This is a genomic window from Halobacillus locisalis, from assembly GCF_013694105.1.
Classification (GTDB): Bacteria; Bacillota; Bacilli; order Bacillales; family Halobacillaceae; genus Halobacillus; species Halobacillus locisalis.
This window is the reverse complement of sequence record NZ_JACEFG010000002.1, coordinates 391,740-413,198: the sequence shown is the minus strand read 5'-3', so window position 1 is coordinate 413,198 and position 21,459 is coordinate 391,740. Positions and strand designations below refer to the sequence as shown.

23 protein-coding genes are annotated in these 21,459 nt (G+C 44.1%); 14 read left to right on the top strand and 9 right to left on the bottom strand.

The window, feature by feature from the left end; genetic code table 11:
- Positions 1-107 precede the first annotated feature (107 nt).
- Both H0266_RS09295 and trhO read left to right on the top strand, forming a co-directional pair.
- On the top strand, positions 108-1,460 hold the full coding sequence (locus H0266_RS09295; RefSeq protein ID WP_181472125.1) for an MFS transporter: 1,353 nt from the start codon (positions 108-110) through the stop codon (positions 1,458-1,460).
- Positions 1,461-1,560: 100 nt separating this feature from the next.
- On the top strand, positions 1,561-2,502 hold the full coding sequence (gene trhO / locus H0266_RS09290; RefSeq protein WP_181472124.1) for an oxygen-dependent tRNA uridine(34) hydroxylase TrhO: 942 nt from the start codon (positions 1,561-1,563) through the stop codon (positions 2,500-2,502).
- A 52-nt stretch (positions 2,503-2,554) separates the two neighbouring features.
- Here trhO and H0266_RS09285 read toward each other — a convergent pair whose 3' ends face one another.
- Both H0266_RS09285 and thiD read right to left on the bottom strand, forming a co-directional pair.
- Positions 2,555-3,187, bottom strand: a complete 633-nt coding sequence (locus H0266_RS09285; protein ID WP_181472123.1) for a Type 1 glutamine amidotransferase-like domain-containing protein — start codon at positions 3,185-3,187, stop codon at positions 2,555-2,557.
- 16 nt (positions 3,188-3,203) lie between these two features.
- Positions 3,204-4,004 carry a bifunctional hydroxymethylpyrimidine kinase/phosphomethylpyrimidine kinase gene (gene thiD / locus H0266_RS09280; protein WP_181472122.1) on the bottom strand — a complete coding sequence of 267 codons (801 nt, stop codon included), beginning with the start codon at positions 4,002-4,004 and terminating at the stop codon, positions 3,204-3,206.
- A gap of 111 nt (positions 4,005-4,115) precedes the next feature.
- On the opposite strand from thiD, the gene H0266_RS09275 reads away from it, so the two are divergent.
- From H0266_RS09275 to H0266_RS09260, 4 genes are all read left to right on the top strand, one after another.
- Positions 4,116-4,418: an MGMT family protein gene (locus H0266_RS09275; RefSeq protein ID WP_181472121.1), complete on the top strand. Its 303-nt coding sequence runs from the start codon at positions 4,116-4,118 to the stop codon at positions 4,416-4,418.
- A gap of 20 nt (positions 4,419-4,438) precedes the next feature.
- A complete protein-coding gene (locus H0266_RS09270) occupies positions 4,439-5,404 on the top strand; it encodes a PD-(D/E)XK nuclease family protein (protein ID WP_181472120.1) in 966 nt (321 codons plus the stop codon).
- A 65-nt stretch (positions 5,405-5,469) separates the two neighbouring features.
- A complete protein-coding gene (locus H0266_RS09265) occupies positions 5,470-6,105 on the top strand; it encodes an SDR family oxidoreductase (protein WP_181472119.1) in 636 nt (211 codons plus the stop codon).
- Positions 6,106-6,259: 154 nt separating this feature from the next.
- Complete coding sequence (locus H0266_RS09260; RefSeq protein WP_181472118.1) at positions 6,260-7,522, top strand: helix-turn-helix domain-containing protein; 1,263 nt, start codon at positions 6,260-6,262, stop codon at positions 7,520-7,522.
- Between the two features lie 52 nt (positions 7,523-7,574).
- Here H0266_RS09260 and H0266_RS09255 read toward each other — a convergent pair whose 3' ends face one another.
- Positions 7,575-8,450 carry a 5'-3' exonuclease gene (locus H0266_RS09255; protein WP_181472117.1) on the bottom strand — a complete coding sequence of 292 codons (876 nt, stop codon included), beginning with the start codon at positions 8,448-8,450 and terminating at the stop codon, positions 7,575-7,577.
- 189 nt (positions 8,451-8,639) lie between these two features.
- Between H0266_RS09255 and exaC the strand changes: the two genes are divergently transcribed.
- From exaC to H0266_RS09240, 3 genes are all read left to right on the top strand, one after another.
- A complete protein-coding gene (gene exaC / locus H0266_RS09250) occupies positions 8,640-10,160 on the top strand; it encodes an acetaldehyde dehydrogenase ExaC (protein WP_181472116.1) in 1,521 nt (506 codons plus the stop codon).
- A gap of 21 nt (positions 10,161-10,181) precedes the next feature.
- Positions 10,182-10,550, top strand: a complete 369-nt coding sequence (locus H0266_RS09245) for a DUF779 domain-containing protein (protein WP_181472115.1) — start codon at positions 10,182-10,184, stop codon at positions 10,548-10,550.
- 100 nt (positions 10,551-10,650) lie between these two features.
- Positions 10,651-11,070: a hypothetical protein gene (locus tag H0266_RS09240; RefSeq protein WP_181472114.1), complete on the top strand. Its 420-nt coding sequence runs from the start codon at positions 10,651-10,653 to the stop codon at positions 11,068-11,070.
- On the opposite strand, the gene H0266_RS09235 is transcribed toward H0266_RS09240, so the two are convergent.
- A complete protein-coding gene (locus H0266_RS09235; protein WP_181472113.1) occupies positions 11,065-11,781 on the bottom strand; it encodes a GNAT family N-acetyltransferase in 717 nt (238 codons plus the stop codon). The genes H0266_RS09240 and H0266_RS09235 overlap by 6 nt on opposite strands.
- A 121-nt stretch (positions 11,782-11,902) precedes the next feature.
- Between H0266_RS09235 and H0266_RS09230 the strand changes: the two genes are divergently transcribed.
- The 3 genes from H0266_RS09230 to H0266_RS09220 all read left to right on the top strand — a co-directional run bounded on the left by H0266_RS09230 (position 11,903) and on the right by H0266_RS09220 (position 14,597).
- The gene (locus tag H0266_RS09230) at positions 11,903-12,910 is read left to right on the top strand and encodes an NADP-dependent oxidoreductase (RefSeq protein WP_181472112.1); all 1,008 of its coding nucleotides are present in this window, start codon (positions 11,903-11,905) and stop codon (positions 12,908-12,910) included.
- Between the two features lie 586 nt (positions 12,911-13,496).
- Positions 13,497-14,381: an NAD(P)-dependent oxidoreductase gene (locus tag H0266_RS09225; protein WP_181472111.1), complete on the top strand. Its 885-nt coding sequence runs from the start codon at positions 13,497-13,499 to the stop codon at positions 14,379-14,381.
- A gap of 51 nt (positions 14,382-14,432) precedes the next feature.
- Positions 14,433-14,597, top strand: a complete 165-nt coding sequence (locus H0266_RS09220; protein WP_181472110.1) for a hypothetical protein — start codon at positions 14,433-14,435, stop codon at positions 14,595-14,597.
- Positions 14,598-14,638: 41 nt separating this feature from the next.
- Here H0266_RS09220 and H0266_RS09215 read toward each other — a convergent pair whose 3' ends face one another.
- Genes H0266_RS09215 through H0266_RS09205 form a run of 3 tightly spaced genes read right to left on the bottom strand, consistent with a single transcriptional unit; the run spans position 14,639 to position 17,372 of the window.
- The gene (locus H0266_RS09215) at positions 14,639-15,007 is read right to left on the bottom strand and encodes a thiol-disulfide oxidoreductase DCC family protein (protein WP_181472109.1); all 369 of its coding nucleotides are present in this window, start codon (positions 15,005-15,007) and stop codon (positions 14,639-14,641) included.
- Complete coding sequence (pabB, locus tag H0266_RS09210; RefSeq protein WP_181472108.1) at positions 15,004-16,767, bottom strand: aminodeoxychorismate synthase component I; 1,764 nt, start codon at positions 16,765-16,767, stop codon at positions 15,004-15,006. Before pabB ends, H0266_RS09215 begins: the two co-directional genes overlap by 4 nt.
- The gene (locus tag H0266_RS09205; RefSeq protein ID WP_425484298.1) at positions 16,764-17,372 is read right to left on the bottom strand and encodes an anthranilate synthase component II; all 609 of its coding nucleotides are present in this window, start codon (positions 17,370-17,372) and stop codon (positions 16,764-16,766) included. The genes pabB and H0266_RS09205 overlap by 4 nt, the downstream gene beginning before the upstream one ends.
- A gap of 239 nt (positions 17,373-17,611) precedes the next feature.
- Between H0266_RS09205 and H0266_RS09200 the strand changes: the two genes are divergently transcribed.
- Together H0266_RS09200 and H0266_RS09195 are read left to right on the top strand one after the other, a co-directional pair.
- Positions 17,612-18,967, top strand: a complete 1,356-nt coding sequence (locus H0266_RS09200; protein WP_246363848.1) for a sensor histidine kinase — start codon at positions 17,612-17,614, stop codon at positions 18,965-18,967.
- Positions 18,945-19,565: a response regulator gene (locus H0266_RS09195; RefSeq protein ID WP_181472107.1), complete on the top strand. Its 621-nt coding sequence runs from the start codon at positions 18,945-18,947 to the stop codon at positions 19,563-19,565. Before H0266_RS09200 ends, H0266_RS09195 begins: the two co-directional genes overlap by 23 nt.
- Before the next feature lie 329 nt (positions 19,566-19,894).
- Here H0266_RS09195 and H0266_RS09190 read toward each other — a convergent pair whose 3' ends face one another.
- Together H0266_RS09190 and H0266_RS09185 are read right to left on the bottom strand one after the other, a co-directional pair.
- Positions 19,895-21,007 (bottom strand): DUF1648 domain-containing protein, encoded by a 1,113-nt coding sequence (locus tag H0266_RS09190; RefSeq protein ID WP_181472106.1) that lies wholly within the window; start codon positions 21,005-21,007, stop codon positions 19,895-19,897.
- Positions 21,004-21,396 (bottom strand): GntR family transcriptional regulator, encoded by a 393-nt coding sequence (locus H0266_RS09185; RefSeq protein ID WP_181472105.1) that lies wholly within the window; start codon positions 21,394-21,396, stop codon positions 21,004-21,006. The genes H0266_RS09190 and H0266_RS09185 overlap by 4 nt, the downstream gene beginning before the upstream one ends.
- Positions 21,397-21,459: the final 63 nt, after the last annotated feature.

Genomic DNA, 21,459 nt, shown 5'->3' with positions numbered 1-21,459 from the left:
ACAGTTTCCAATATATAGAGCTTATGGTATAGTAACTCGGATATATATAAGAGAATCGCAGGCTTACTTCAAATAAGTCATTACTTTTGATAAAGGAGGTATGGAGAATGGACCAGCACGCAAGTCCTTCTATGGATCATTTCAAAACCGTCTTCTTACTCAGTGCTTCAATTCTTATAGTTGTCATGAATACAACGATGTTCAACATCGCCTTACCCAATATATTAAGAGATTTCTCCCTTCAACCTTCAGAAGGAGCATGGATTGTGTCGGGCTATTCTATTGTTCTAGCAATCTTCACGATTACGTTCACCCGTCTATCGGATTACATGCCCATCCGGAATTTGTTAACGATAGGAATCCTGATTTTCAGTTTTTCTTCTATTATAGGATTCTTCTCCGATAGCTACATCGTGTTATTGATTGCCCGGTTATGCCAAGCTTCAGGAGCAGCGGCTATACCCGGATTATCTATGGTCTTTGCCGGAAGGTATATCCCTATGAAGCGCAGAGGTAGTGCCTTTGCTTTGATTGCATCCGCTACATCGTTAGGCTTTGGACTTGGTCCAGTTGTCGGTGGAGTCATCACGGATTATTTGGACTGGAATTATTTATTTATTGTAACGGTCATGGTGTTCCTCGTCATTCCGATTCTATTCAAGTTTATGCCAAAGGAAACGACTAAGCGAGGAACGTTCGATGTCATTGGGGCCCTCTTATCCGGAGTCAGTGTCACGCTACTATTACTCTATTTTTCTACCTTCACTTTCTGGTATTTACTCGGTGGTGTAGCTTCTGCTGGATTACTATGGTGGCGCATCAACCGTTTCAAAGCTCCTTTCATACAGCCGGAGCTATTGCGTAACAAGCATTACCGGCGCATTGTATTTATGAGCTATATCGGGTTTACGCTGCATTTCGCTGTCTTGTTCTTAATGCCGATCATGCTTGAACAAGTCTACGACCGCGGAGCAGCAGCGATCGGGTTCATTATCTTCCCGGGAGCGATGCTGTCTGCCGTTGCAGCGATTTATGTAGGTCGTTTGATTGATGCATATGGAAACATCCGCATTCTTCTTCTATCTCAAATATTGCTGATGATCAGTGCCCTTGTTTTCTTCCTATTCTCAGGATGGAGTCCTTATATGATTATGGTCGCTTACATGTTTACGAGCTTCGGCTTCTCCAGCCTGTCATCCAGTTCAACCAATGAAGTATCACGAATCTTACCAAGTGAACAAATCGGCGCCGGAATCGGACTTAAACAACAGACGCAGTTCATCGGGAGTGCGACAGGGTCCGTGCTAGCAGGTATTTTACTTGAAGTTTACACACAACCTTATACGGCAGGGAACTTCAAGCTGTCGTTCGGTGTATTGATCATCCTCATGATTGCATCAAGCTCCGTGCTTTACTTGTACACGAGAGGGTTGAAGAAAAGGAAGGAAAAAAGTCAATAATCTGACATTTGAATTTTTGTTATGAATCGACTATGATGGACTATGGACATTTCTGTTATTTCATTTAAAGATATAGATATAAATATAGGAGGAATCATCAATGAGCTCACAAGATTATCGAGTTCTGTTGTACTATAAGTATGTCGACCTTCCTGATTATGAAGAATATTGCCAGAACCACCTGAAATTCTGTAAAGACCTTGGTTTGAAAGGACGCATCATTGTGTCCCATGAAGGAATCAACGGTACAGTATCAGGTACGGTAGAGCAAGTGGAACAATATATGGAGTATGTTCGCTCCGATGAACGTTTCGCTGACATTCACTTCAAGATTGATGAACATGAAGGTCACGCATTCAAGAAGATGCACTGCCGCGTGAAGCCTGAGCTTGTCAACTGGAGCATCGATGACGATGATATCGATCCGAAGACCTTCGGTGGAAAGCACTTGAAGCCTAAAGAATTCAACGAAATGCTGAAAGACGATGATACGATCGTCATCGACGGCCGTAACGAATACGAATACCGTATCGGACACTTCCGCAATGCGATTCAGCCTGACGTGAACCACTCTCGTGAGTTCCCAGAATGGATTGCAGAGAATGCGGACCAGTGGAAAGATAAAAAGGTACTGACGTATTGCACAGGTGGAATTCGCTGTGAGAAACTGACAGGGATTCTAAAGAAAAACGGCGTAGAAGATGTGTACCAACTCGAAGGCGGTATCACGACGTACGGGAAAGACCCGGAAGTGAAAGGTGAGCTATTCGATGGTAAAATGTATGTCTTCGATGAGCGTATTTCTGTTCCGATCAACCAAGTAGAAGAAAAGGTCATCGCTGAATGTGAACATTGCGGGAAAGAAGAAGATCGTATGATCAACTGCTCAAACCCTGTATGTAACCGTCAGTATGTATGTTGTGAAGATTGTGAAGTAGAACAACATGCGGCATGTACAACAGAATGTAAAGAACACCCAGAGAACCGTTGGGATGTTGAACGCAAAAAGCAAATCGATAAGTATGATAAAATCTCAGGATAATTATCCGAATAGAAAGCATGGAATGGCAGTCGCATTCCATGCTTTTTTTGATTCATTGATATTCAACTTGTACATATCCTTCAGACGCGATGAATTGATTGTTACGTAAGTAGATTCCAGCCCCTTCTGCTATGCCATAACCAACGGGTTGACCTGTTTCAACCAGTGCTTTTTTCAAATTCTGTTCTTCCTTCCACTCTAAGAAATGCGCGGAAATCACAGCCTTTTTCAATAACCCTAAGCCTTTCTTGAACTGTTGCACTTGCGCCACATTGTCCATTGGTGATATGACGCAGTGTTCAGGGGAAATCAACGCCCCAGCTGAAAACCCGGCGACAGGAACGCCTTCCTGAAAACGCTCATAGATCATGGCACCTAAAGAGGTATTCACGATAAAATCGTGATAAGCGACCGTGTCTCCCCCTCCGATAATAATTCCACCGCATTCGCTCAAAACATTTCGTTCCACATCCGTGTACGTTTTCTTTAATGGCAGTCGAACCACTGACAAATTCGTTTGAGTCAACGCGTTCGTATATTTAGGTAAATAAGCCTCTGATCCGTCACGATCGATATAGAGTACGGCTACAGTCCGATTCTTCATTTGCTTCGAAAATCCGTCAGCTAGCTGCTCGTTAAACGGAGGAGATGACCCGAATAAAAACAGATGAGTATCTTGATTCATGGCGTTCCCCCCTCCCTCATAATTCTTTACGATGAGCGGCGTGATACGTGGATCCTATTCCTCGTTCAAATGAAAGGGCGTGACGTATAGCTGTCGTCACAAAGGACTTCGCACGCCTTACCGCTTCCTCCACACTTTTCCCTTTCGCCAGCTCAGCCGTAATAGCCGCTGAATATGTGCATCCCGCACCACTTGTATGAATGGTCTGAATTCGTTCTGTTTCAAGCTCTGTAATAGATTTCCCGTCATACAGCATGTCGACAGCCGGGTAACCCTCAAGAGCTCCCCCTTTCACAAGTACATGTTCTGGACCTAACTCATATAGCTGCCTTGCGACATTTTTCATTTCATCCGGCGTCTCCGGAACTTTGGTCTCAAGCATCCTGGCTGCCTCATGAAGATTGGGCGTGATGATGGTCGCAAGAGGAACCATCTTGCTTACTAGGGATTGTATCGCTTCATCCTTCAATAACTGTGATCCCATCTTCCCCACCATTACAGGGTCAACCACGATAGAGGGAACCTCTGATTGTTGAATCAATCCTGCGACACAGTCTATGATTTCTTCTGTAAACAACATGCCCGTCTTCAAAGCATCCACACCGACGTGCTCGAGTGACGCATACACTTGAGCCTCGATAGCTTCTATAGGTTGTGTGAAGATCCCTTGATTTGTCGTACGATTGTTCGCGACCATTGCGGTGATCGCACTCATTCCATATACATCGAATTCCTGAAACGTCTTCAAATCTGCTTGGATGCCGGCACTCCCTTGGGAAGCTGAACCTGCAATCGACAATACTCGAGCAATACTCATGTGCACCGTTCCTCCTTTTATCTCCCCTCATTGTATCAGATCGATTCCCGGATCTTCTATTCATAGAACAGTTGAGTGCGATAGAATAAGAGATACGAGGAGGTTATCGCCATGCAGCCTTTTACGAAAAGTGTGATTGAAATCATACAAGATATCCCAGAAGGAAAAGTCATGACATATGGTCAAGTCGCTCGCGTCGCAGGAAACCCAAGAGCGGCTAGACAAGTAGCAAGACTTTTGCATACGATGAGTGAAAAACACTCCCTTCCCTGGCATCGCGTTGTGAATGCTAAAGGGAACATCGTGATCAAGGATGAAGCGGGATCTGATATTCAGCGGATGGCACTTGAAAGTGAAGGAATACCTGTCATAAATGGAAAAATCGATCTTTCTGGCTATCAAGTCGAACAATAACGGTATCGGAGGATATAGTGATGTATGAAGTAAAGCCTTACCCCGAATTGTCTTGGTCTTTAACAAGGCATAAAACGATGCTGACGTGCTTGCGAAAGTACGCTTATGATTACTACACTTCACACAACGGCTGGTTGAGTAGTGCAGACACGTTAGCTAAACAAGCCTATCGCCTGAAGAAAATCACGAATCTAGAGATGCACTTCGGAAGTGTCGTCCACGACTTGATTTTTCAAGCCATTCAAAACGTATTACAAGGAAGAGAGATCCCTTCGGAGGAAGCGATGGTCGACAACGTACGACATCACTTGAACCGCGGATTCGTTGAGTCCACCCGTAAAGAACATTTATGGTGGAACCGCCCTAAGCATTATACGATGCTTCATGAAATCTACTATAGTCAGACAAATACACTCCCAGAAGCAAAGGTGAATAAAATCACCGAAAGACTACAATCGACGGTTAAAAATTTCTTTGCAAGCCAATCATTCGCCGACGTATTGAACCAGGAAGACATGCAATTTATCGACTCAGAAAAATTCCGGTTCATGAAAGCGGATGGTGTGAAGGTGTTCATTGTCATGGACCTTGTCTACAAAGATTTGAGGGAAAATAAATGGGTGATCGTCGATTGGAAGACAGGAAAAAAATCCGATGAAGACCGAAACCAACTCGCCCTCTATGCTCTGTACCTTCAGCAGAAGTACAACATTGATTCCATCAAAGACATCGTCATTCGAAACGAATATTTGTTAGATGGCACACATATTGAGCATCAGTTGGAAGAACAAGATTTAATCAACGTTCAACACCTCTATCAAATCAGCATAGAGCGAATGAAAGAATATTTGAATGATACGTCTCGTAACGAACCATTACCTTTAACATCATTCCCTATGCAAGACGACCCAAGGGTCTGTTCCCGCTGCAATTATCAAGAGCTCTGCTTCCCAGAACTGCAACACTCGAACGCTTCCGATGTTTAAACCTCACGAAAAGCGGATAAACAATTACGGAGCAAACATAAATTGGAAGGAGATGCATTGAGCTTATGAAAGTACTAGTAGCAGGAGCAAACGGACACACTGGACGTCTACTTATCCAATACCTTAAAGAAGATGGCCATGAGCCATATGGTTTAATAAGAAAAGAAGAACAGAAAGCAAAAATCGAGGAACTTGGAGGTACACCGGTCCTTGGAGATGTGACGCAGCAAGATATCGGGTATGCTGTCAAAGGCATGGACGCGGTGATCTTCGCTGCAGGATCCGGTTCCAGTACCGGAGCTGACCAAACAGAAGCCGTGGACCGTGATGGTGCCATCAACTTAGCGAAAGCAACAGAAAGCTTAGGCATCAAGAAGTTCATTATGCTAAGCAGTATTGCAGCTGGAAGTCCTGAACGAGGACCAGAAGAGTTGAAGCATTACTTGAAAATGAAAGGTGAAGCTGATGACTTCGTGAAGTCTACAGAGCTTGACTATACAATCGTCCGTCCAGGCGGTCTAACGCATGACGAGAGCACAAGCAAAATCAAAGTGGCAGAAACGGTTGACCGTGGCACAATTTCACGCGCAGACGTTGCTAAAACGATGATCGCTTGTCTTGAAGAAGCAAACGCTTATCACAAGACATTCGAACTCGTTGAAGGCGATACTCAAATCGAAGAAGCCCTGAAATCTCTATAAGGTAAACAGTCAGCCACCCCGATTCCAGGGTGGCTTTCTTCATGTTTCTAGATCATGATGAGCATTCTAATATATTTTCCTTTTCTGAATTTAATTCCCAGACCTCTTCCTCTGCTATACTGTATACGTAGACGCGTTAAAGGGGTGGATGTAGTTGAAAGGAACCTTAATTAAACAACACCGAAAATTTAACAACATGACTTTGGAAGAATTAGCCGACGGCATTTGTTCCGTCTCTTATTTAAGCAAAATCGAGCATGACTCAATCAGTGCAAGCGACGAGATCTATCGCCTTTTGGAAGAACGTTTAAATATTAAGTTGGTTGATATCAATGATGAGTTTGACGAGGATATTTACCAAGATTTATTGGACTGGCATGAGGCGGCACAACTTCAAGATACTGAATTGATGGAAGAGTATGATGAGAAATATGAATCTGGACTGACAGAAAATCAAAACACTGACCTAAATCATCTATATAAAATTGCAAAGTCAAGGCATGATATGAAATTCAGCGTCCAACCCCTCCCAGAAGAAAAGATTAGGGAATTAGAAAATTTACTCCCCCATTCAAATAATGAATATAAGTTTTTCTTCCATAAAACATTAGGAATTCATTATATATTAAAGAACGATTTAAAAATGGCTTTAAAACACTTCACATCAAATTACAAGTTACTTGAGAAAGTGCCTTTTGAAGATAATGAAACATTTTTCCATTTGTGCATGACATACTCCAAATTACGTTCACCAGTAGAATCTAATTATTATGGCGAAAAAGCTCTTGAGGGTTATAAAAATGATATGAATTATTCAAGAATCATTGATACCTACATGATGATCGCTGTAAACTATCGATACCTCAACATTCACCATATTGCAGAAGAATACTTTCTAAAGTTATTAAAAATAGGAAAAAATCATTTTAACTCAGAAGAACTAAGGCGAACTTATCATAATCTTGGGTATATTAATGCAAACCAAGAAAAGTTTGAAGAAGCTTTTGAGTTTCTTAAAAAAGCTATACAAATTAAAACTCCTGATAATTTCTTTTATATTAGTACTCTTTATTTACTTGCCTCTACTAGCTATTACTGTAATAAATTAGATGATTGTTGGATGTATATCAAAAAAGGGGAGAAAGAAACTAAAAAACACGACCTGTTATTCTTCAAACACGAATTTTACATCTTGAAAAACACAATAAACCAATCCACTCGTGAAGAAGACTTCATAAAAAAATTAGAACAAGAAGTTATACCTGATATGCGTAAATTACATGAGTTCGAGCAATACAAGAACTACCTCGAAATGCTTGGAGACATCTATTACGAAAAACGCATGTACAAAAAGGCAGCTTCCTGTTATAAAGAAGCCAATACATTCAAGTTCACCCAGAAAAAAGACCTTCTATAATATCGAAAAACACAAAATGCCGGGAGCTATGAAAGCTTCCGGCATTATTACATTACATGCGAACAATATTTTTCTCCCAGTTCCGAAACTCCAACTCATCAAACTTCGCCGCCATCTTCTCATCATCAATATGGAACAACGCTTCCTCTAAAGAACAATCGACATCAGCAGCGCAGTGGATCTCTGCTAGTTTTCTAGAGAGGTGCAGCATCTCTAGACCTTGTTCGATCTTACTTTTCTGCCCTTTTGTCAGCTTGTCGATATTCTCAAGGATACCTTCTATTGACTCATATTGGAGAAGTAACTTCAGAGCTGTTTTTTCTCCGATTCCTTTGACGCCTGGATAATTATCGCTGGAGTCGCCCATCAGAGCTTTCAAGTCAATCATCTGCGTAGGTGTGATCCCTTTTTCCTCTACAAAAGAATCTTCCTGATATTCCGCGTAGTTTCCATAGCCTTTCTTCAACAAGACGACGTTGACGTTCGGCTTCAGTAATTGAAGAAGGTCTTGGTCCCCTGTCAAAAGGAAAACTTGGGAGTCTTCGCTATAAACGCGGCTGAGCGTTCCCATGCAGTCATCCGCCTCGTAACCGACTTGGCCGACGTTCGGAATATCAAGCGAAGCCACGACTTCTTTTGCCAAATCGAATTGCGGAATGAGTTCTTCTGGTGGTCCCCCACGATTCGCTTTGTAATCTGGGTACAAATCATTCCGGAATGTCTTACTCCCCATGTCCCAGCAGCAGATGACATGGGTCGGCTGGTACGTTTCAATAGCCGTAAATAAATGTTTCATCATGCCATATACCGCATTCGTAGGCATTCCTTTACTATTGATCATATAATAATTGCTCATCGCTGTAGCATAGAAAGCACGAAATAATAGAGCCATTCCATCTACAAGCATGACGCGATTAGTTGTCGTCATTGTATTTAATCTCCTTTATTCACAGATATATAGATTATAACAAAACTAGATGCATAGATAAAAAGTTTCTCTATATTTTTCTAACAATTGACAATATTCTGTCAAGGTGGTAGTTTAAAAAGGAAAACGGCTTATGGCTACATATCATTTTTTGTAAGCGTTATCATTTATTTTTGAGGAGGAATAATCATGGTCTATGCATTTCCAAACACAGAAGGGTCGATTGTTCACTATAAGGAGCGTTACGATAATTTTATCGGAGGAAAATGGACACCACCTGTAAATGGAGATTACTTTGATAATGTTACACCTGTAACAGGACAAGCATTCTGCCAGGTTCCTCGATCTACAGAAGAAGACATAGAACTAGCGATTGATGCGGCTTATGAAGCAAAGGATGCGTGGGCACAAACGTCTGTTACAGAACGTTCGCTTGTCTTGAACCGCATTGCGGATCGCATGGAAGAACATTTAGAAGCATTAGCTGTAGCAGAAACGTGGGAAAACGGAAAAGCTGTAAGGGAAACGCTGAACGCTGACCTGCCACTGGCTGTCGATCACTTCCGCTACTTTGCATCCGTGATCCGCGCACAAGAAGGATCGATTGGTGAAATCGATAATGATACGATTGCCTACCATTTCCATGAGCCTCTTGGTGTCGTTGGACAAATCATACCTTGGAACTTCCCGATCCTGATGGCGACTTGGAAGATTGCCCCTGCCTTAGCTGCAGGAAACGCAATTGTCCTTAAGCCTGCTGAACAAACTCCAGCTTCCATTCTATATTTGATGGAATTGATTGAAGACATTCTCCCTGCAGGGGTATTGAATATTGTAAACGGATTTGGCTTAGAAGCCGGGAAACCATTAGCTCAGAATCCGCGCATCAGCAAAGTCGCTTTCACTGGAGAAACAACGACTGGACGTATGATCATGCAATACGCTTCCCAAAATATCATCCCTGTCACATTAGAGCTGGGTGGGAAATCCCCTAACATCTTCTTTGAAGACGTGATGCGTGAAGATGACGACTTTCTTGATAAAACGATTGAAGGAATGGTCATGTTCGCCCTTAACCAAGGTGAAGTATGTACGTGTCCTTCACGTGCGCTTGTTCAAGAATCGATTTATGATCAGTTCATGGAGCGGGCTATCGAACGCGTCAAAGCCATCAAAGTAGGAAACCCATTGGATCCTGAGGTGATGATGGGTGCGCAGGCTTCTTCTGAACAGCTAGAAAAGATTTTATCTTATCTGGAAATCGGCAAAGATGAAGGTGCAGAGTGCTTAGTCGGAGGTGCTCAGAATAAGTTAGAAGGGGACCTGAAAGACGGCTATTACGTCCAACCGACCGTATTCAAAGGGAACAATGATATGCGTATCTTCCAGGAGGAGATTTTCGGACCGGTATTATCCGTGACAACGTTCAAAGACCATGAAGAGGCGATGAAGATTGCAAACGATACGCTGTACGGTTTAGGTGCTGGTGTATGGACTAGAGACATGAATACGGCCTATCGCTTCGGACGCGGCATTCAAGCCGGTCGTGTATGGACGAACTGTTACCATGCCTACCCTGCTCATGCTGCTTTCGGTGGCTACAAGATGTCCGGTGTCGGTCGTGAGAACCACAAGATGATGCTCAGTCATTATCAGCAAACGAAGAATATGCTTGTCAGCTACAGCCCTCAGAAACTCGGATTCTTCTAAGATCCATAAGGAGTGATCATGATGGTTAAACGCGTGACAGCCACGGAGGCAACACTTGAATTGCTTGAGAAGTTGAAAGAAAAGCACGGGCCGCTTCTCTTTCATCAGTCCGGCGGTTGTTGTGATGGCAGTTCACCTATGTGTTATCCAGAAGGGGATTTGATGCTCGGAACTCAAGACCTCTACTTAGGGACTATAGGTGACACCCCCTTTTACATCAACAAAAAGCAGTATGACTATTGGAAACATACTCAATTGATTATTGACGTAGTTGATGGGAGTGGAGGGATGTTTTCTGTCGAAGGGGTCGAGGGCAAGCGTTTCTTGTCCCGCTCCCGTGCTTTCACAGAAGAAGAGCGTAAAGAATTGCAAGCCGAGGAAAAAGTCTAATTGCACAACATGAACCGGAGCTTATGATACAGCTCCGGTTTTTCATGTTTTCCTCTATCATGCATACTATGTACAGACCCTGTCATTTAGGAGGATTCCATTGAAGAAATTTCTCTATTATTTTTTATCCACCCTTGTATTAGGTTTTACGTTTTATTGGATGATTCGTTATCAGCTTCACCTTGAAGAAAAATCTCAAATGAATTTTAATGTCCTCCCGATCATCGTTTACGCCACGTGCATCAATATTGTTTTTGGTTTGCTGTTGAGGGTACCGCAATTCATCCTAGAGGTTCGGGATAGTCGACCTTGGACGTTTCAATGGATCAAGCTGATCGCTATCGGCTTACCTGCCCTTTACGTAGCAACAATGCCGATCCTTTATTACACAACAAGCAAAAGTGTCTATGCCCTTTTGCCCTTTAAGGATCAAATCATGCCCATAGCCCCTTCCTCGTTCACAGTAGTCGCAGGAGTCGTAGCTGGCTACGTTATTCTTGATAGCTTGAAAGATTCATAGACTTCTTTTATACAGTTTGATCCGACTTGTCAGCTTACATCCTGCATGCTCGAAAACCCGTTGCATCGGCTTATTATGTACACTTGTCGCTCCGACACTATACGTGGCACCGAAGTGATCTTTCAGTAACACCAGACCCTGCTGGTACAACGGTAAACTCTTTTTCTGTCCGCGCGCTTCAGGCACTAATCCAAAGTAGAAAATGCGCCCTTCCTGTTTAGTACCAGGTTCGATATGAGGCATGATGACTCCAATCGCCTGGTCACCCTCATAAGCAATGTTGCATGTATCAACATAGGTTGGGCCTAGTTCTTTTTCTACGCTGCGCATTTGTTTGTCCATATTCAAATAGGACACAGCATTCAGAGACCCTTGCATGCACCTCTCCCATACTTGTTTGAACTCATGAGCCGATCCATCACGAAGCGACCGGATCGAATAAGTCTGAGGAACACTATTCATATTCACTAGATCACGCTCAACAAACATTAATTCGTCATGCAGGACAAACCCTTCATCCCCTAATCGGTCCTCAACAGCTTCCGAAAAATGATCAGCAAGCAATAAAGATAAATGCGGCACTTCATTCATCCGTTCATCCTCGTTCAATTGCCGGATCAGCTCCAACATCTCGTCCTCCGTCAACCCACCCGTTTCTTCGATGGTTATAAATTTTTCTCCTTCTACAAACTTCACTTTGTCATAAATCATCGTTAATCCCCCCTCCCTTATCAATCTACAATTTTTGGTAGTTATAAATCAATTCATTTCCCTTTCCTCAGTCAAGCACGATAAAATAGATAGGAGAAATCAGTGAAGGAGTGAATGACAAATGAACAAAGAAATCCATTTAGTGAAAAGACCGGAGGCGGCTCCGACGTCTGAACACATCCAAATCGTTGAAGGAGAGACACCTGAACCCAAACAAGGTGAGGTACTCGTAAAATTGCTTTATGTGTCCGTCGATCCTTACATGCGCGGACGTATGAATGATACGAAATCTTATATTGCGCCCTTTGCCTTGAACGAACCGATGGCCGGAGGTGCTGTTGCTGAAGTCGTACGCTCAGAGGCTGATGCGTTGCAAGAAGGTGATATCGTAACAGGTATGCTTCCTTGGAAAGAGCACAGTGTATCTCAGGCAGACCAATTGCGAAAAATCGATCCATCACTTGGACCTATCACATATTCGTTAGGGATCTTAGGCATGCCAGGATTGACCGCTTACTTCGGTTTAATGGATATCGGACAACCAAAAGAAGGCGAAACCATCGTCGTTTCTGGGGCTGCCGGAGCTGTTGGTTCAGCTGTTGTTCAACTCGGTAAAATTGCTGGATGTCGCGTTGTCGGAATCGCTGGTTCTGACGAAAAAACATCTTACCTAAAGGAAACACTAGAAATCGACGAAACCATCAATTATAAAACGGAAAACGTCTCTGATGCCCTACAAAAAGCATGTCCAGACGGCATCGATGTCTACTTCGATAACGTCGGCGGAGATATTTCAGATGCGGTTTACCCGCTTCTCAACAAATTCGCTCGTATCGCGCAATGTGGAGCGATTGCTTCTTATAACGTCCCGAACGACCAGGGACCTCGTATGCAAATGCACTTGATCAAATCAAGCGCCTTAATCAAAGGATTCACGGTTGGTGACTATCAGGACCGTTTCTCTGAAGGGTTCCAATACCTGTCGAAGTCGTTGCAAGAAGGCAAGCTTTCGTATGAGGAAACGATATCTGAAGGGTTCGAAAGCATTCCTGATGCGTTCTTCGGTCTATTTACTGGAGAGAATTTAGGGAAGCAGCTTGTCAAAGTCAACGAACCTAGTCAATCGTAATCACAATCAAACGAACGCCTTCCAAGGCGTTCGTTTTTTACAGTCATCTTCTATATCTTAAAGATTCAGAGGTGAGATGCACCGGTCCTCCTCAAAAAAATGACTAGGGTGAGCTGGGAAATAACTCGCTTTCCTGCGGGGGAACTGGCAAGCCTCCTCGGTCGTTGACACTCCCTGTGGGGTCTTGCCTAAGTCCTTCTCCCGCGGGAGTCTCGCCATTTCCCACCTCACCCAGCCAAATATAGAGAGTCGGCCCACCCTTCTATTAGAGGATGTTGGCCTGAACACATTTAATATAACGTAGAGTAGCTTGTCTCACCCAAGTGCATCGATTCCTGAACGAGATTTCGGAGGGTTTCGAGAGACTGCCTTTGTAAGAGGAGGTGGGGAACGGGGAGACTCCTGTGGGATTTAGCGGGACAGCTGAGACCCCGCAAGGCGATAGCCTGAGGAGGCTCAGCGCCCGCCCCACGGAAAGCGACTCGTTCCCCACCTCCTCTTTCTCTCTAAAACATCTCGAAATCAGGTGTTATGGATGACTGCTCTATTTTTAAAAATATTGATTAATAAAAGGAGGTATTTTTTTATGACGAAAGAAACAATCGGATTTATTGGCACTGGTGTAATGGGAACGAGTATGGCGCGGAACCTTATGAAAGCCGGTTACCCTGTCCATTTATATACCCGTACGAAATCAAGAGCAGCAGACCTACTGAATGAAGGCGCGGAGTGGAAAGACTCTGTCGCTAGTTTAGCTCAAGCAGCAGACATCATCATTACGATTGTCGGGTACCCACGTGATGTAGAAGAGGTGTATTTCGGTGAAAACGGGATTCTCGAACAGGCAAGACCCGGATCTTACCTCATCGATATGACGACCTCCTCCCCTCAACTCGCAAAGGAAGTTGGCAATCAAGCAGCAAGTAAGCAACTACATGCCTTTGATGCACCGGTTTCAGGTGGCGATATCGGAGCACGGAATGGAACATTGAGTATCATGGTAGGTGGCGAAGAATCCTCTTTCCCGGCCATTCTTCCCGTATTAGAATCCATGGGCAAAAACATTGTGCTGCAGGGGCCAGCAGGGTCTGGACAACATACGAAAATGTGCAACCAGATTGCCATTGCTGCTGGTATGATGGGCGTCGTAGAATCGATGATCTACGCAGAACAAGCAGGGCTCGATCCGAAGCGTGTGTTGCAAAGCATCGAACACGGAGCTGCCGGAAGCTGGTCTTTATCGAATCTGGCTCCGCGTATGATTGAAGAAGACTTTGCTCCTGGCTTTTACGTAAAGCACTTCATTAAAGATATGGGCTTAGCGATCGAATCCGCTGAACAGATGGATATACCTGTGCCTGGATTGATTCTAGCGAAGCAACTTTACGAACAATTAAGCAAAGCTGGTGGGGAAAATGAAGGGACGCAAGCTCTCTATCGCTACTACCACATGATGAAGAACGATAACTGAAACGTAGATGTTATAATGTTAGCATGCACGGATTGAGAATGGAGGATAACTTTGAACAAAGCGACACTCGTGATTTTTACTATATTGTGCCTTCTCTTCATCGCTAACGGTCTCTACAGAGGGATTGCGCATGATCAATGGACCTCCATGATGATTGCGATCGTCGTCATCGTTTTCGGTGGGTATCGTTTGGTCAAGAAGCAGAAAAAAGGATAGAGAAAAGCGGACCTGTCCTCTTTTCTCTATCCTTCTTCTGTTTATGCATATCTCGGTAAATCATATCGACCAAACCACTGATGACGATGTTCTGAAAACCATCGGTACAACGGAGAGCCGACTTGGCTCGCGCCTGGTAAGTAAAGCAGTACTCCGATCACAGAGAATAAAGGGAGCGAGAGGAGCAACTGACGGATTGTATAGAACCCCTCTTTAATTTCACCTTTTTTCGTCAGCATATGGATCTCTTCTAATGTCTCCCTACCATCCAAATAAGGGTACTTTTCACTCTTCTCTGTCTCTTGAACCGACACCCATTTAATTTGATTACGCCAGTCAAACAAGCGGAACGTTTTCTTCACATAAAAACAAAACGGACATTGCGCGTCATAAAACACAATATGTTTCATTCGATCCCCTCCTCTTCTTGATGGTCGAACGTGACGTTCAACCAACCACGTAAGCCATTGATAAACCAAACGTCGTCTGCACGATTCAGGTCTTCTTTATATAATACCTTTTCCACAACTTTTCCTTCATCTAACAATTGTTGTCTGCGCGTCCCTGCAAGCAATCCTGAGGAAACGGGTGGTGTATAGTAATCATCACCGATCCGCACGACCAAGTTTCCCGTTGTGAATTCCGTCAACTCCTCTTGTGTATTCCATAGTAAAACGGAATAGACACTTGGGTTTTTGTGTACATCATATACATCCCTATGGGTCGTTTTATGAAAAAGAAACGGGTCACTCTCATTCACAGGGGAATGGGCTAATGAACATGTAACGGTCTTTGATGTTTGGTCTAAAGGCGTCGTCTCAATGGTCGGTTCGCCCAATTCATCGACAAGCAGACGCACTTTGTGCACGCCCCTCCCATTCGATACAGCCACTGTCTCTAAAGCTCCACGAATAGCTTTCAAATCAAGCGCCCTCGCAAAATAACGGGCAGACTTCTCTAAGCGATGAAGATGTTGCTTCAGAAGCGGAAACGCCCCGTCTTGTAACTTCATCGTTTCAAGTAAATGGAAATCTGGACGTTTTTCCGTCAGTAGACGGGCTTTCGTATGAATCTCTTCAAACTCCCCTTCTGAAGTTGAGTCCCATGTCACACCACCACCTGTTCCATAGACCGCCTTCTGCTCGTCCTGATCGATCATGACCGTTCGAATCGGAACATTGAAGACCGCTTCTTTGTTTGGTGTCATAAACCCGATCGCCCCACAATATACCTCACGCGTAGATGATTCGAGTTTTTGGATGTATTCCATCGTTCTCACTTTCGGCGCGCCTGTTATAGAACCACACGGAAACAAAGCTTGAAAGACGTTGTGCATGGTAAACTCCTCTGGCAGTTCCCCTTGAACGGTAGACGTCATTTGATGAACAGTCGGATACGTCTCTACTTCAAAAAGCTTCGGCACGCGCACTGTGCCGGCTTTCGCGATGCGCCCTACATCATTTCTTAGAAGGTCGACGATCATTAGATTCTCCGCCCGTTCTTTTTCTGAAGTACGCAAATGGTTGATGTACCGCTCATCTTCCTCCGTGAACCGGCCACGTTTCGCCGTTCCTTTCATCGGTTTCGTCGTCACGTGCCCGTCATCAATTCTAAAAAACAATTCGGGAGAAGCCGATAACAAGCGCCGACTTCCCATTTGAAGATAAGCACTATAAGAAGATTGTTGGTTTCTCGCGAGCTGTTTGTAAAATGACCAGTCGTCCCCTGAGAAATCAGCTTCTAATCGAGTTGTATAGTTCACCTGATACGTGTCACCGCGCTCAATCGCCTTTTTGATCTCCTCGATGCCATTTTGATACTCATGATAGTCGCCTTTCCACGTCCAATCTGAAGTAGAGAATTCTCCTCCCTTACGCTTTTCCGAATCATAAGGTACTGGTCGGTCGAATACCCCGAACCAAATAAGCGGCCAGTGAGGGTTGGAATGGACTTGGAACGAGGTATCAAAGGCTGGAGCTGCTTCATAAGAGACGTATCCTGCTACATAATACCCCTGGCCGAGCCACTCATCAGCTTCACGAAATACTTCCTGAACCTCATCCAGCGTATCAGCCAGAAGAATTTTTTCCGGTTTTGTGAATAAGTGAGGCTCCTGCACACCTTCTGAATCTAGGAATTCAAATAATAAGTAGACCTCTCGCTCTTTCATCCAATCCCCTCTTTCGAAAAGGTTTCCGCACGTTGATAAGCAGAATAGAGCATATCGTATCCATATTCCGTCATAATCGATTCAGGATGGAATTGAATGCCTTCAACCGGAAGGTGACGATGCCTGACGGCCATCACGACCCCATCCTCCGATGTAGCGCTTACTTCTAAAGATGGCGGCAACTGATCTGCAGGTGTAACGAGGGAGTGATACCTCGTGACTTGCAAAGAAGAGGGCAGGTTCTCAAAAATGGTCTGCCCGTCATGCGTCACACGTGTCACTTTCCCCTGCATTGGCTGCAGCCCTTTGATTACACTTCCACCAAAGAAATCGACAATCAGTTGATGACCTAGACAGATTCCTAAAATCGGAACCTTCCCACTGAATTCTCGCAAGACGTCCGCACTGACCCCCGTCTCTCCAGGATGCCCGGGACCAGGGGACAGAACGAGGAGCGTCGCCCCTATTTCAAAGAGCTCACTGGTCGTGACTTGATCGTTGCGATAAACGCGTACGTCCCCTGTCATTTGTTGAAAATATTGAAATAAATTATACGTAAAGGAATCATAGTTATCTATGATGACAATCATTGTATGCACCTTCATTCGTTCGATTCAATCTTCCGTATGTTGCTTGACCCTACTCTTCCGATCAAGGCATAAAACTAACCTTAGAAGAGTAAGATTTTCATATTCTATTATAAAACGAAGTAGCTCGCTTACAAAGTGATTATTCCTTCCATCCTCCCTATCATTTAACGCGTTCGTGTAAAAAAGAATCGAAAAATTCTCTTAACTGTATTAAAATAATAGAAAAGATTGTACGCGTTAGGGTGAAAAGAACGATGAACCGACAACTGTTACACTCGAAAAGCATCTGGATTTATATAACCCTCATTCTGATTGGTGTCACCATGCCGATCTGGTTGAATGTTGAAAGTTCAGGCTTAGCGTCCCTTTTGCAGCAATTACGTGATGAGCCTTCTGGGAGCACCTTGATGATGGTGGCTTTCGCCCTGGTCATGCTCAACACGGTTCGTGCTCTTCCCCACTACCTAGGCGCCTTACTCCTCGGGGATGAACTCGGAGTGCATCTCGATAAGTCCTGGTTGAAGGTGGCAGTCCCTCTTCTCATTATCCCGCTGGTCTATGGAATCATTAACGGATACAATACGTTGAACTACCATTTCGGGGGGCCCGCTCTTTTAATTTTGTTATCGATTGCTGTTCTTCATTTACTCGGAAAAGGACGCCTCCGCCCTGTTTTTAAATCCATCGTTTTAGGGCAATTACTCCTTGGTTTTCAATGGCTCGATGTTGTATTGTTCCTCAGTCCATTTGGTTTTGGAGGCGGCCCCGTTTCCACGGAAGTGAAACAAACGGCTGAGCAGCTAGGCTTCGGTTCGACGTTGTCTTTTTATAGTTTAGTCTTTTGCGGTATTTTTATCATGAACGCCCTCATCCTCGCTATTTATTTAACGGTATCTGAACAAAAATGGAAAATGAGACAGGATTTACACCGGGCTCGTCATGATGTAGCAGAATCACGATCTGGAAGAGAGGCCCTCCACCTCGTTCACGATCTGAAAACCCCGCTTTCTTTAATGGAAGGTTTGAATTCGTTAATTGAATTAAAGACAGAAGATCCTGAGATTTTACGGTACACGAAGAAAATCTCTTCCTCTATTCAATCGACCAGTGATATGGTATCTGAAATCCTTTACCATGAAAAAAAGAATTGGTGTACGATGAAATCCTTCATCGAATATGTCCGAGCGAACAAGCTGTCTGATTCAGCTACGATCTATCAATTTGACCTTCAAGCCGATGAAGAGATCGAAATCCACATCAACAAAATCCGGATGACCCGCGCGCTTGTCAATTTAATTGATAATGCCAGTGATGCTGTTGAAGGACAAACGGACGCAACCGTCACCATCTGTTCGAAAATCTCAGACAACGAACTGTTCCTCGGGGTGCAGGACAATGGTCAGGGCATTACCGAAGAAAACAAACAGAAAATATGGAAAGCTGGATTCAGCACTAAATCCCACCCTGGTGTCGGGTTGACGTTCGTCCAAAACGTCGTCAAAGAACACGATGCGACATTATCGATTGAAAGTGTGGATGGAGAGGGTACGACATTCTGGATTCATTTACCGAAGGAGAGAGTGCGCTATGAAAATCTTAATTATAGATAACGATGAATCATTGCGGTACATGTTGTCTGAATTTTGCAAGCATGCCGATTGGGATTCGGATACGGCAGAGAATGGTCGTGAAGGGGTCAGCAAGTTTCTCTCTGAGACGTATGATGTCATCTTAGTGGATTATCACATGCCGGAGATGGATGGACTACAGACGGTACGGGAGATTCGCAAGCATAACACAACCATCCCTATTCTTGTGTTAACCGTAGATGAACGCCAAGAAGTGGCCGACCGCTTCATTGAAGAAGGGGCGACAGATTTCGCCTTGAAGCCTGTTAAAGCGCCTGATTTAATCTCGCGCATCCGTCTGCATGTTCAAATCGCCAATATGAAGCACGCTAAAGAAGAGGATGAGGATGTCTTTACAGCGAAAGGAATCAGTAAGGGAACGTTGCAATCCGTTGCTGAGTTCCTGAAAGAACACCGTGACCCCTACCCTGTTGATGCTATATCCAAGGAAATCGGGCTCGCTTATCCAACGGTTTATCGTTACTTAATGCACTTGCTTGAAGAAGGAAAAGTGAAGCAGGTCGTCAGCCATCAGAAGATTGGCAGACCTAAGAAGTTGTATAAATGGTACACGCACTAATATGATTCTTATCCAAAACAGCCACCGCAATGAGCGGTGGCTGTTTTTCTGAAAAAGACAGGATAACTTCTTTCTCTACCGTTTAATCAGGCTGATGTCTAAAAAAGTGCTGTGACAACCGCTATCTCGACAATTATTTAAACAGACTGCACTTAAAATGGTTGTGATCACCTTTCTCTCAACACTATTTACGATGGAAAGAATCTAAAACTGCCGAGAGACATCCTATCTCAACCGTTTTGCAGGTAGATGATTATCAAAATAGTCGAGACGACGAACCCGAGAGGGCTACGATAACAACCACCACAATGTGAATGGCGACGGTTTTGTTATACGCCTAGAATGAGCGGGAGGCCTACGGCTAATCCGATGATGACAAGGAAAATGATCCAGGCCAGTGGGCGGGCCAAGTTGATTGTCCATCCGACTCCAAAGCGTTTTTCCAAAAATAGCGAAGGGTCGTTTTTATTAAAATAAAATTGGCCCAACTTCCAGTAGCGATCATCGTCACGATCAATGACATCTCCCGAGTCTGTAGTCGTCATCTGGACTCTACTTCCACCTTGCCCTGTCGTATATGCAATCCAAATGGACGCGATTGTGACCGCTGCCCCAAATAGAATCGGTGTGTAAACAAGGAGCGACTGAGGTACTGAGAAGATGAACGACCACTGAATGAGGGAGAACAGTAGGACGATCCCCACACTGGTCAGGATCAAAAATAGAGACCAACGGCGCCTAAAGATGACGTTGCGAGCCTTTGACTCTTCAGGTTTCTCAGCACTCACCTGTTGCTTCGCCCGTGCCGTCATACTGTTAATGAATAGAAATAATCCGATCAAATACACTTGCATCACGGGCATAAAGAGTACACTACGGTACGATTTATCCGCCCAGTTTGTTACGTTCCCTGCAAAATCATACTGCATCGGAATCCGATCCGGTATGCGGTCGAAAAAACTGAATGTCATGAAAATCGTTGCTACGGTAACCGCAAGCGGCAGCAGGAACCATGCATTCGAATACGTCAATTTTTGATCACGGAAAGACGTGTCAATCACGGTGCGCTGTGGTTTTTCCTTCTGCCACCCTTGCTCCTTTTTCATGACTTTCATTCGGTTATGATACCTCAAGTAAATGATGAAGCTCCCTACTAAATAGGTTAATATGATTGTGCTGAACAACCAACTGAAAGCCTGTTCGCTTTCAAGCCCACCTGCACTGAACAATAGAAACACAGCGGCAATCACCACACTGAAAATCCCTACTCTTGTGGCATACGACTTTCTGAACCCCTTCAATTCATTATAATGGTACACCTCTTCTGGAATGGAGACTCCAAAGCTTTCCGTTTTTCTCGTCCAGTAAGGAATGAACATCGATGTGAGAAATACAGGAATCATGATTGCTACAAAAATGACGCCCCCTAATAACGAACTCATTTCTCTTCCCCCTCTGAAAATTCTTTGAATAACTCACGACACATCGATAGATATTCTTCTTCACTCATACCGCGACAAACGGACTCTGCAATAGAAGGTCGCAGCAAATCTTTCAGTTCTGCATGATAATCCTCATCAGCAGGCGTTACACCATCAGGATTGATGACAACGCCTTTTTGCCTGTGAATCAAAATGAACCCTTCCTGCTTCAGCTGTTGGTAAGCTTTGTTGACGGTGTGCAAATTGATCCCTAAATCAGCCGCCAGTGACCGTACTGAAGGAAGACCCTCACCGGCTTCAAGCTTCTGTTTGGCAATTCCAGCGATGATTTCGTGCTTGAGCTGCGTGTATATCGGCTTTTTGGATTCGAAGTCTAACTGGATAAACACTACGACAACTCCTCTCTATTTGCTTGTTATACTTATAATATAACAGTTACACAAAAAGGTGCA

What these genes read in the sequence shown, in the direction of transcription:
- H0266_RS09215 (WP_181472109.1), bottom strand. Translation starts at nt 15,007, where the DNA reads ATGAAACATATTGTGTTTTATGACGCGCAATGTCCGTTTTGTTTTTAT.
- H0266_RS09190 (WP_181472106.1), bottom strand. Translation starts at nt 21,007, where the DNA reads ATGAGTTCGTTATTAGGGGGCGTCATTTTTGTAGCAATCATGATTCCT.
- H0266_RS09265 (WP_181472119.1), top strand. Translation starts at nt 5,470, where the DNA reads ATGAAAGTACTAGTAGCAGGAGCAAACGGACACACTGGACGTCTACTT.
- H0266_RS09275 (WP_181472121.1), top strand. Translation starts at nt 4,116, where the DNA reads ATGCAGCCTTTTACGAAAAGTGTGATTGAAATCATACAAGATATCCCA.
- H0266_RS09200 (WP_246363848.1), top strand. Translation starts at nt 17,612, where the DNA reads ATGAACCGACAACTGTTACACTCGAAAAGCATCTGGATTTATATAACC.
- H0266_RS09235 (WP_181472113.1), bottom strand. Translation starts at nt 11,781, where the DNA reads ATGATTTATGACAAAGTGAAGTTTGTAGAAGGAGAAAAATTTATAACC.
- exaC (WP_181472116.1), top strand. Translation starts at nt 8,640, where the DNA reads ATGGTCTATGCATTTCCAAACACAGAAGGGTCGATTGTTCACTATAAG.
- trhO (WP_181472124.1), top strand. Translation starts at nt 1,561, where the DNA reads ATGAGCTCACAAGATTATCGAGTTCTGTTGTACTATAAGTATGTCGAC.
- H0266_RS09270 (WP_181472120.1), top strand. Translation starts at nt 4,439, where the DNA reads ATGTATGAAGTAAAGCCTTACCCCGAATTGTCTTGGTCTTTAACAAGG.
- pabB (WP_181472108.1), bottom strand. Translation starts at nt 16,767, where the DNA reads ATGAAAGAGCGAGAGGTCTACTTATTATTTGAATTCCTAGATTCAGAA.
- H0266_RS09295 (WP_181472125.1), top strand. Translation starts at nt 108, where the DNA reads ATGGACCAGCACGCAAGTCCTTCTATGGATCATTTCAAAACCGTCTTC.
- H0266_RS09225 (WP_181472111.1), top strand. Translation starts at nt 13,497, where the DNA reads ATGACGAAAGAAACAATCGGATTTATTGGCACTGGTGTAATGGGAACG.
- H0266_RS09195 (WP_181472107.1), top strand. Translation starts at nt 18,945, where the DNA reads ATGAAAATCTTAATTATAGATAACGATGAATCATTGCGGTACATGTTG.
- H0266_RS09255 (WP_181472117.1), bottom strand. Translation starts at nt 8,450, where the DNA reads ATGACGACAACTAATCGCGTCATGCTTGTAGATGGAATGGCTCTATTA.
- H0266_RS09285 (WP_181472123.1), bottom strand. Translation starts at nt 3,187, where the DNA reads ATGAATCAAGATACTCATCTGTTTTTATTCGGGTCATCTCCTCCGTTT.
- H0266_RS09230 (WP_181472112.1), top strand. Translation starts at nt 11,903, where the DNA reads ATGAACAAAGAAATCCATTTAGTGAAAAGACCGGAGGCGGCTCCGACG.
- H0266_RS09245 (WP_181472115.1), top strand. Translation starts at nt 10,182, where the DNA reads ATGGTTAAACGCGTGACAGCCACGGAGGCAACACTTGAATTGCTTGAG.
- thiD (WP_181472122.1), bottom strand. Translation starts at nt 4,004, where the DNA reads ATGAGTATTGCTCGAGTATTGTCGATTGCAGGTTCAGCTTCCCAAGGG.
- H0266_RS09205 (WP_425484298.1), bottom strand. Translation starts at nt 17,372, where the DNA reads ATGAAGGTGCATACAATGATTGTCATCATAGATAACTATGATTCCTTT.